Here is an 11293-nt window from a genome sequence, read left to right as displayed (position 1 = left end):
ATTGTTTCTTTGAAAACAAACCGGATGCATTGCAAGGATACTATATTGAGGACTCAAAACAACTGGCCTTATTCTAAACTTATCCCGAACTCAGGTATAATATGAAAAAGGCAAAATTTTTACTTCTATTCTTAATGTGTTCCATGTATCAGTCCTGCTCATCTGATGAAAGCAACTTGGAATCACCACAAGAACCTCAGGAAAATTTCGTATTCAAAGACGATTTCGAAACATTCGATGAAAGCATCTGGACCAAAGAGAATCACGAAGCTGGCTGGGTAAACCAGGAATTACAGATTTACGATGCAGCTCATGTATCGGTCGGAACCGACGAAGGGCGATCTGTCCTGATACTGACAGCAGAACGAAAGGGAGATAAAATCTATTCCGGACGAGTAAACAGTCAGGGGAAAAAGAGTTTCCAATATGGCAAAATAGAAGCAAGCATTAAGCTTCCTAAAACAGCAAACGGATTATGGCCGGCTTTCTGGATGATGGGCGACAATGATATGCCGTGGCCTCAATGTGGAGAAATCGACATCATGGAAATGGGCCAACAGAACGGAATCACTGCCGGTACGACAGAAACCTACCTGAATACCGCCATCCATTACGGTACGGACTACGAAAGCGGACATCGTCAGGAATATCATGCCGACAACGTAGCTCAAAGTCTGCAAGACGGCAACTACCATTCTTACTTACTGGAATGGAACGAGAATACCTTAACCGTAAGTATCGACAACGTAAAGTTCCACACATTCGACATCAGCAAAATCAGCGGACGTTACGAATATTTCCATCATGACTTCTATCTCCTGTTCAACCTCGCTGTAGGAGGAAGTTTTACAGGTATTACCAACATAGATGACATTACAGCTTTGAAAGACGGAGAAAAAATCAATATGTACATTGACTGGATAAAAGTGTATTAACCCTAATAATATAAACTATGAGAACAAAAAATTGTAAGTACACATTATTATGCGGAACACTCTCACTTTGTTTTATAGGTGGAGTTCCACCCATGCAGGCGATTGCCCAAACTACCCATTCGGCTGTTGAGCAACAAACCACTGCCGTAACAGGCGTTGTAACAGATGCAACGGGTCCTGTCATCGGAGCATCAGTTATTGAAAAAGGAAATACGTCCAATGGTACCATCACCGACTTAGATGGTAAATTCACCTTGAATGTCCGTCCTGGAGCAACCTTAGTCATCAGTTATATAGGATATAAAACCGTAGAAATAGCAGCCAGCAAGAAGCCCCTGAAAATTGTCATGTCGGAAGACAGTAAAGTGCTGAACGAAGTTGTCGTAACAGCATTGGGTATCAAGCGTGAACGTAAAGCACTGGGATACGGTGTAGACGAAGTAAAAGGTGAATCACTGACCAAGGCCAAGGAAACCAACGTAATCAACTCCATGGCAGGTCGTGTACCGGGACTGGTTGTCAGCCAGACAGCCGGAGGTCCTTCCGGATCTACCCGAGTTATCTTACGTGGTAGTACAGAAATGACAGGAAACAACCAGCCGTTGTACGTCATCGATGGAGTACCCCTCGACAATACCAACTACGGTAGCGCCGGAACTTCCGGAGGTTTCGACCTGGGTGATGGTATTTCCAGCATCAACCCCGATGATATTGAAAACATGTCCGTACTGAAAGGTCCTGCCGCTTCAGCTCTTTACGGTAGCCGTGCCAGCCACGGAGTCATCCTCATCACGACCAAGAAGGCAAACGGTAAAGAAAAGTTCAGCGTAGAATACAACGGTACCCTGACTTTCGATACCCAGCTGGCCAAATGGAACGACATACAGCAAGTATATGGTATGGGTAGCAACGGAACATACAGCATCGATGCCATCTCGAATACGAACAAGAGCTGGGGACCGAAAGCCGACGGCAGCAACATGCTGAAATACTTCGACGGCGTAGAACGCCCCTACCTGATTATTCCAGACAATACATCTGCATTCTTCCGTACAGGTCTGACTGCAACAAATACGGCTATCATCAGCGCCAATAGTGGACACACCGGCGTACGTTTTACTTATACCGATATGAGAAACAAAGATATCGTTCCTCAGTCGAACATGAGCCGTGATATCTTCAACTTACGTACCAATACCAGCTTGGGAAAGGTTGACGTAGATTTCAGTGCCAACTATACTCGTGAAGCTGTAAAGAATCGTCCGGCACTGGGCGACAGCAAATCGAATATCGGAAAGAACCTGATGACACTGTCTACGACATACAACCAGGAATGGCTGAAAACCTATCAGGATGAAAACGGTGAATATTCCAACTGGAACGGTATGGATCCGTATAACATAAACCCTTACTGGGATGTTTACAAGAACTCAAATAATTCAAAGAAAGACCAGTTCCGTTTCAACGGTAAGGCAATCTGGAACATCAACAAGCATCTGAAACTGCAAGGAACCATCGGTGCCGAATTGAATTATTTCATTTTCGAAGACTTCAAGGCACCTACAACTCCTGGATACGAAGCCGGTTACTTGCAGAACAGTAACTTCCGCAACCGTATGTACAACTTCGAACTGCTGGCTCTTTACAACAATACATGGGGAGATTTTGATTTCAACGCTACCTTGGGTGGAAACATTTATAAGGTAAACAATCAGACCACAATCACAACCGCACAGGATATGCAGATTCGCGATGTAGTAGCCTTGATGAGTTTCAACGAAACCAGTCTGGAGCAAAACAGCTACCGCAAGCAAATCAATTCAGTTTACGGAGCGGTAAACGTAGGCTGGAAACATTTGGTTTATCTCGATGCAACCTTACGTGGCGACCAGTCGTCTACCCTGCCAATCGGAAACAATGTATACATTTACCCGTCATTCTCGGGCAGTTTCGTCTTTTCCGAACTGCTGAAACAAAGCGACCTGATGCCTTACGGAAAATTCCGTCTGTCATGGGCACAGGTAGGTAGTGATACCGATCCGTATCAGTTGGGACTGGTTTATACCAAATCTAAATTTACTTATCCAGGGTACACCATCGGTTATATCAACAATTCGACCATGCCGAACAAGAACTTAAAACCAACAAAAACCAACTCCTTTGAACTTGGTCTGGAAATGAAGTTCTTAAAAAACCGTATTGGACTCGATTTTACTTATTATACCCAAAACAGTAAGAACCAGATTATGGGTATGGCAAGTTCATGGACTACCGGTTATAATTACCGCCTCATCAACGCCGGTGAAATTGAGAACAAAGGTATTGAAATAGCCCTCAACACCCGTCCGGTACAACTCAAGGATTTCTCTTGGGACTTGAACCTGAACTTCTCAAAGAACAGCAACAAGGTTAAGAAGCTGGTGGACGACATGGATATGTTCGAACTTGAAAAAGCTGCATGGCTGGATGTACAAGTCGCAGCCAAAGTAGGTGAAAACTTCGGTTCCATCGTAGGTCCGGACTTCAAGCGCAATGAAAACGGCGATATCCTGATCGACCCGCAGACCGGACTTCCTCAATACGACAAGAGCAACCACGTTCTGGGTAATGCTTCATGGGACTGGACCGGTGGTGTCGGAACGACTCTTACCTATAAAAACCTGTCACTGTCTGCCCTCTTCGATATCAAAGTAGGAGCCGATCTTTACTCTATGTCAGCCCGTGCTTCTTACGAATCAGGAAAGAGCAAGGAAACACTTGCCGGACGTGAAGAATGGTATCGTTCTGAAGAACAGCGTCAGGCTGCCGGAATTGCAAAAGGCTCTCCCGACTGGACTCCGACCGGTGGTTTCATCGCTCCGGGTGTAATCGACAATGGCGACGGAACTTATCGTCCGAACGACATCTACATCAATCCGGAAGACTACTGGATGAGTGTCTGCCGAAACGCTCCTTCCATGTTTATCTACGATAACTCCTACATCAAGTGCCGTGAAATCACATTGAGTTACAGAGTTCCCGAAACATGGTTGAAGAATGTAGTAAAAGGACTCACGGTTTCGTTCGTAGCACGTAACCCATTCATTGTATGGAAGAACATTCCTAACATTGACCCGGATTCGAACTACAACAACACTACCGGTATGGGATTGGAATACGGTTCACTGCCGTCACGCAGAAGTTACGGCTTCAATGTCAATCTCAAATTCTAACAATATTCATCGTTCAATATATTAAAGTAGATATACAATGAAAAACTATAAATCATACCTTACCTTGATATTGACGGCATTCACCCTGCTCTTCACCGCATGTAGTGATGAGTACATGGAAAGTATGAATACAGACCCGTCGAAAGCCGCAACCATCGATCCGAATGCACAGCTCACCACAGCTCAGTTGCAGACTTACGGCGACTTGAGTATGGTGGAAATCTACAGAAACTACCTGTACGCCTTCAACCAGCAGCTGATGGGATGCTGGAATACAACCAACTACGGAGGAAGACATACCGTCGACAACAATGAGATGGGACGTGTGTGGACCACATTCTATACCACAGCCATCAAAAACCTGACCGATGCACAATATCGTACAACCGACAACCCCGACAAAGTAAATATCAACGCTGCCGTACGTATCTACAGAGTATACCTGATGTCACTCATTACAGACATTCACGGAGATGTACCTTACAGTGAAGCCGGAAAAGGATTTTTGGAAGAAAAGTTCAACCCTCGTTACGACACACAGGAAGAAATATACAATGATTTCTTTACAGAACTCAAGGCAGCCGGCAACAGTCTGGATGCCAGCAAGGACAAAATCACAGGAGATGTAATCTACAACGGCGATGTAAGCAAATGGAAAAAACTTGCCAATTCACTAAGACTGAGATTTGCCATGCGTATCTCCAACGTAGCTCCTCAAAAAGCTCAGCAAGAGTTTGAAGCAGCCCTGCAAGATGAAGGAGGTATTTTTCAGAGCAGCGACGACGACGCACTGATTCAATACATGGAAAAATCATTCAGTTTCGGACAAGAAACTTACACAGACTATCGTGGTAACGCTTTGTCACAGTTATTATTCGGTAATGACCCGGCAAATAACCCGAGCTACCTCTGCTCTACCCTCTTCAACCATCTGTATAATACTGGCGACCCTCGTACATTTATGATCGGACGCTGCTATTACGACGGACTGATGAGTTCTACCAGCCCCGACAATCGTATCGACCTGACGAACGAAATGCTTGAAAAAGGCATAGACTTCCATCCGTGCGATCCGGGAGCTTATTCCTGGGAACCCTGGCCGGCAGGATACGACAGCGACATTCTGAAAGAACTGGCAGAAACAAATCCTTCGGTAACCGTGAGCGTATCTCGTGAAACCGAGCCCAAACTGGCCAGCAACTTCCTGAAAAGTACCAATCCCGGCGTAGTCATAACCTACGCAGAAGTTAAATTCCTGCTGGCTGAAGCAGCCCTGAAGGGATGGAACGCCGGAAGTGAATCGGTAGAAGATTTATACAAAGAAGGTGTACGTGCCGCTATAGACTTCCTGACAGACAATTATGGATGTGAACAAGTTTCGGACGAAGCCTTCAACGAATACATCAGCAACAACGGAATAGGCTATACTAACGAACAAAAGAAAGAAGCCATTAATACTCAGGCATGGATTCTTCACTTCACCAATCCTGCCGAATGTTGGGCAAACATACGCCGTTCCGGTTACCCGAAATTGAAATCACCGGCAGAATATGGTTTCGGACAATACCTCACAGGCGGAACAGAAATTCCGGTACGCCTTTGCTATCCGGTGCTGGAATCTTCTTACAACAAAGCAAGTTACGAAGAAGCATTAAGTCGCATGGGAGGAACAGACAACTGGTATACTCCGGTATGGTGGGACAAAGATGCAACAAAATAACAACCATTTTTAAATTCGAATCAATATGAAAAAGATATATTCCATACTATTGATGATGCTTGCCTTGAGTTTTGGACTCATTGCCTGCACGGAAGAAACTCCCTTTTCTACAGCAACAGAAAATGATGATCCCCGCATTCTCGACCCGTTGTTTCCCGACCGCGTTAACGGCGAACTGCCCGTTGTTTCAAACATCAGTCGCGATGCCAATTTCTCGATGACACTGACCGTGACTCCAGCCGATTATACAACCGTTGCATGGTTCATCGACGGAGAAGAAATACAGACCGGAAAAGAAATTGACCTCGCACTGAAAGCAGGAACTTATCACCTGAAAGTGACTGCTACAACCAACATCGGTAAATCGACCTACCGTGAAGGACTTATTCAGGTAAATCCCTTGGCAGACGACCCCTGGGCTACGGAAGTTGCCTTTGAACGCATCATTGCCGCAGGAGAAAAAGCACAGCTTTATGGCGACAATCTCAATAAAGTAAAGAGCATCGTCATTGGCGGAAAAACAGCAACCGATGTCGCTTATACCGACAACGGAGCCAACAGCTACATTGAATACACTGTACCGGCAGACCTGACAGACGGAACGTATCGAATCATCCTTGTAGACGATGGAGGCAATGAATACGGAGGAAACAAAGTAACCGTTACACACGATGCACTTATCACAGCCGGTTCGGAACGCATCACAGCAAACAGTGAATGGGTAATGACAGGTATCAACCTCAACCAGATTGCATCGTTCACTTTCGCCGGACAGACCATAACCAGCTTTACCCGACAGTTGGCTACCGAAATAGCCTTTACCTGTCCTTCTCTGGAAGACGGAGAATACGCACTTACCGGAAAAACTACCTCGGGCAAAGAAGTAATGTTCTATACAAGCGAAGGAAACATCGCAGAACAGACTGTAGTCGTATCTTCGGAAAGAGTTTTGTGGGAGGGTCATCACTACGTATCATGGGATTTGCCTGATGATGATCCGAACAAGACTTTCAACCTGATTGGAAAAGATGTATTTGCCACCCTTAAGGCAGGTGCTGTATTGAGCATCCATTATTCCGTAAATCCGGCAGATGCATACCATCAGTTGCGTACCACAACCGGCTGGTGGAACGACCTGCCAGGCACCTCTGTCATCGAATTCCAGGAAGACGGAGTAAAACAAGTACAACTCACACAGGAAGTACTGGATAAGACTCAGACAGAAGATGGCTTCTTATGCATCGGACACGGATATTATGTAGATAGAATCAGCGTACAATAATACACTTAATAGCATTATGATACACAAAAAAATTGCCTTAAATTTATTTTCCATAGCAATAGCTGCCTGTTCCATACAGGCAGCTCCACCGGTAGCAATCGCTAAAGATGCCAAACTGGAACAACAAGTAGAAACGATTCTCTCGAAGATGACGCTGGAAGAGAAGATCGGACAGATGACCGAACTTTCCATTGATGTGCTGGGAAGTTTCGTTGATGGAGAATTCCAACTTGATGAAGCTAAACTGCACAAGGCTATAGCCGAATACAAAGTCGGATCGTTTCTGAATGCACCGGGCCCAGTCGCACAAGACAGAGCCAAGTGGCAGGAAATCATAGGAGCTATCCAATCTATGTCGATGAAAGAAATAGGCATTCCCTGTATTTACGGTCTGGACCAGAATCATGGAACGACTTATACGCTGGACGGAACACTCTTCCCGCAGAACATCAACCTGGGAGCTTCTTTCAACCCCGATCTGGCATACGAAGCAGCCCGTGTAACAGCATACGAAACTCGTGCCAGCGACTGTCCGTGGACATACTCTCCTACCGTCGACATGGCACGCGATCCACGTTGGTCGCGCGTGTGGGAAAACTACGGTGAAGACTGTCTGGTAAACGCCATCATGGGAAGTACAGCCGTCCGCGGATTTCAGGGAGATGACCCCAACCATATTCCAGCCGACCGTATCGCTACCTCGGTAAAACATTACATGGGTTACAGTCTGCCACGTACAGGAAAAGACCGTACTCCTGCCTATATTCCTGTATCGGAGTTGCGCGAAAAATGCTTTGCTCCTTTCAAGGAATGCGTAGAAGCAGGAGCACTGACCATCATGGTCAACAGTGGTTCCATCAACGGTGTCCCCGTTCACTCCAACCACGAGCTGCTGACGAAATGGTTGAAAGAAGACCTCGGATGGGACGGAATGCTGATTACCGACTGGGCCGACATCAATAATCTGTATACCCGTGAACGTATTGCAGCCACCCAAAAAGAAGCAATCCAGATAGCCATCAATGCCGGTATAGATATGGCTATGGAACCCTACGACTTGAACTTCTGTACACTGTTGAAAGAGCTGGTAAAAGAAAATAAGGTACCGATGAGTCGTATAGACGATGCCGTACGTCGTGTCCTCCGGCTGAAGTATCGTCTGGGGCTCTTCGAGCGCCCCAATACCCAACCCAAGGAATATCCTTTGTTTGGCAGCAAGGAACATGCCGAACTGGCTCTCCGTGCAGCCGAAGAATCGGAAATCTTGCTGAAGAACCAGAACAACATTCTGCCATTGGCTAAGGGCAAGAAACTGCTGGTAACCGGTCCGAACGCCAACTCCATGCGTTGTCTGAACGGTGGCTGGAGCTATTCATGGCAAGGACATCTGGCAGACAGATTTGCCGGAAAGTACAATACCATCTACGAAGCCCTGTGCAACAAGTTCGGTACCGAAAATATCACTCTTGAACAAGGTGTAACTTACAAGCCGGAAGGTGCTTATACCGAAGAAAACGAACCGGAAATTGAAAAAGCCGTAGCTGCTGCAAAGAACGTTGACATCATCATCGCCTGCATCGGTGAAAACTCGTATTGCGAAACACCGGGTAATCTTTCCGACCTGACTATTTCACCCAGCCAGCGTGAACTCGTTAAGGCACTGGCTGCTACCGGTAAACCGATTGTCCTGATATTGAACGAAGGCAGACCTCGTCTGATAAACGATCTGGAACCTCTTGCCAACGGAATTATCAATATTCTGTTGCCGGGTAATTACGGAGCAGATGCTTTGGCAAATATTCTGGCAGGCGATGTCAATCCGAGTGCCAAGATGCCTTACACCTACCCGCGTCATCAGGCAGCACTTACGACTTACGATTACCGGGTAAGCGAAGAAATGGATAAGATGGAAGGAGCCTACGACTACGATGCCGTCATTTCCGTACAGTGGCCGTTTGGTTACGGATTAAGCTACACTACATTCTCGTACAGCAACCTGCGTGTAAACCACACCTCATTCACTGCTACCGATGAACTTCAGTTCTCAGTAGATGTAACCAATACCGGAAACCGTGTGGGAAAAGAAACAGTCATGCTGTTCAGCAGCGATCTGGTAGCCTCGCTTGTACCCGAAAACCGCAGACTGCGTGCCTTCCAGAAAATAGAATTAAAGCCGGGTGAAACCAAGACTGTTACCTTGACCATTAAAGCCAGCGACCTCGCATTTGTCGGAGCCGACGGTAAATGGATTCTCGAGCAGGGTGATTTCCGTATGCAAAGCGGCAATCAGACACTGAACATTACGTGCAGCCAGACACACAAATGGGATTCACCTAACAAATAACAGTTTATTCAAAGTTGCTCAATTTTGAGCAATTAGCACTCAAAACGCATAAAAGTGGGATAGTATTGCTTAACACAATATTATCCCACTTTTTTAAATATATTTATATCGGTATATTTCCACCAGCAATTACTTTTTACACAGAAGAAGTACAAGAGAAATATAGATTTCAATTTAAGAAAACATTTACAATGTAATGCTGCCTAAGTAATTATACACGACCTCTCCCTCTACATAAGGCAAAAGATCGTTATAGCCATCTACTCGAATAATATCCATATCCAATGATTTTTTCCCATATTCCTTATTTAATGTTGACCAGCCAAAATCGAAATTTTCTCCTTTCGAAAATACCATAATCTTTTTCTCCGGAAGTTTTACCGGCTGATTTTTAAACTTAACATATACATATAAAGTAGCCATAGGTCTATTGTACGCAGGGACACGAGCATATTCTCGCATGCCATAAAAACCTTTGGCACGTGTTTTATCAACAGGAAGAGAAGTAAACAGAGAAGCATTTGCAAAATGAAATGCACATTCTTCCCATAGGCAGTAACGAAGTTTACTCAAATCATTCTGCTGCTTGGTCTTTACATCTGTACAAGAAAAGCCAGACAAAGGAAAACACTCCTTAGCCATATCATATTGTTGCAATTCCGATAAGCATTTTAAACGAAAGACTTTTGAAAAATCGGCCTCTCCCAATTCCTGCTGAAGTGTTGCCAGATAAGTCTTACGCATTTCCTCCAATGCAAAAGGATCTACTGACGCCTGTTTAAATTGCTCAGGAACACACAATGAAATATACTTGTCTACAACTTTTTCATCTACTGGAGTCTGATAAAGTTTCAATGCATAAATATATAAAATAGACGGAGTCAGGTCTACAGCTCCCTCAACTGAAGACAACATACAATCAGACATTACATTTCCACTGGTTAAAGCTTCATTCAAACTGATACAGAAGCGTTTTCCTCCTCCTTCAGCCATGACGACCAACGGTTTTTCAGGCTGTGTATAAATTCCCATGGACTCATATAGTTTTTTATCATATCCGGGTATAGAAGTAATAACAACTTTTAAGCCATCAATATCTCGTTCATAAACGGAACTTAAACTACCTTGTTCATCGACTGTCCGCATAAATAAATATCCTGAAGAAGCTGGCTTACCAATAATAAGAGTATCACCCTGTTCGTAGTTTTTTCCATTACAAGCTACGATTGCCTGTTGTGCATAAACACCTGTCATCATCAGGCTCCCAACAAATGCCATTGCACAGCATAAAAATTTTGTTTTCATAAGTAAAGTTTAGATTCAACATATGCAAATATAGCAAAATTTCGATAAAGGCCTTTATTCATCGATAAAACAGACAAAGAATCTTCAGATAACATCGTTTCTTCTTCTTTTTTTCTTCAGCAGATTCCACTGATTTTTTGTACAAAACATTTTAGAATTTGTACAAATTTTCAAAAAACGTCGAGAGAAATTTCGAAGAACAAGCGCAAAAGTTATATCAAACAATAGCAATCATGCTTTTTCCACCCTTCACGCCCTTCACCATCCCCGCTCAAGACAGGAAATCCGATAGAATGGAATGCTAAAAAGCCCAAGTCCAAGCCATGTGAAGGATGTGAAGGGCAAAACAAGATACAAATAATACTTAATAATCAATAAATATACATTTCTTATATAAAATAACGTGAATTCGACGAATTCAAAACAAAGCAAGCTGTGTGTCAAATGTACGTTGTACATTGATACACGGCTTTTTTGGAAACATGCAGTACGCCG

The 11293-nt window shown here is 44.4% G+C and carries 6 protein-coding genes; 5 read left to right on the top strand and 1 reads right to left on the bottom strand.

What is annotated here, in order from left to right; all coding sequences use genetic code 11:
- Nucleotides 1–101 precede the first annotated feature (101 nt).
- The 5 genes from ACZM60_RS13270 to ACZM60_RS13250 all read left to right on the top strand — a co-directional run bounded on the left by ACZM60_RS13270 (nt 102) and on the right by ACZM60_RS13250 (nt 9493).
- Nucleotides 102–935, top strand: coding sequence for a glycoside hydrolase family 16 protein (locus tag ACZM60_RS13270; protein WP_489521736.1), 834 nt, complete (start codon nt 102–104; stop codon nt 933–935).
- A gap of 92 nt (nt 936–1027) precedes the next feature.
- Nucleotides 1028–4147, top strand: a complete 3120-nt coding sequence (locus ACZM60_RS13265) for a SusC/RagA family TonB-linked outer membrane protein (protein WP_489521737.1) — start codon at nt 1028–1030, stop codon at nt 4145–4147.
- Nucleotides 4148–4184: 37 nt separating this feature from the next.
- Nucleotides 4185–5867 (top strand): SusD/RagB family nutrient-binding outer membrane lipoprotein, encoded by a 1683-nt coding sequence (locus ACZM60_RS13260; RefSeq protein WP_489521735.1) that lies wholly within the window; start codon nt 4185–4187, stop codon nt 5865–5867.
- A 25-nt stretch (nt 5868–5892) separates the two neighbouring features.
- Nucleotides 5893–7149 carry a hypothetical protein gene (locus ACZM60_RS13255; RefSeq protein ID WP_489521734.1) on the top strand — a complete coding sequence of 419 codons (1257 nt, stop codon included), beginning with the start codon at nt 5893–5895 and terminating at the stop codon, nt 7147–7149.
- Nucleotides 7150–7165: 16 nt separating this feature from the next.
- Nucleotides 7166–9493 carry a glycoside hydrolase family 3 N-terminal domain-containing protein gene (locus ACZM60_RS13250; protein ID WP_489521733.1) on the top strand — a complete coding sequence of 776 codons (2328 nt, stop codon included), beginning with the start codon at nt 7166–7168 and terminating at the stop codon, nt 9491–9493.
- A 186-nt stretch (nt 9494–9679) separates the two neighbouring features.
- Here the strand turns inward: ACZM60_RS13250 and ACZM60_RS13245 are convergent, their stop codons facing one another.
- On the bottom strand, nt 9680–10798 hold the full coding sequence (locus tag ACZM60_RS13245) for a DUF4852 domain-containing protein (RefSeq protein ID WP_489521732.1): 1119 nt from the start codon (nt 10796–10798) through the stop codon (nt 9680–9682).
- Nucleotides 10799–11293: the final 495 nt, after the last annotated feature.

It is taken from the genome of Phocaeicola sp., from assembly GCF_057861905.1.
This window is presented reverse-complemented; position numbering and strand designations above follow the sequence as displayed.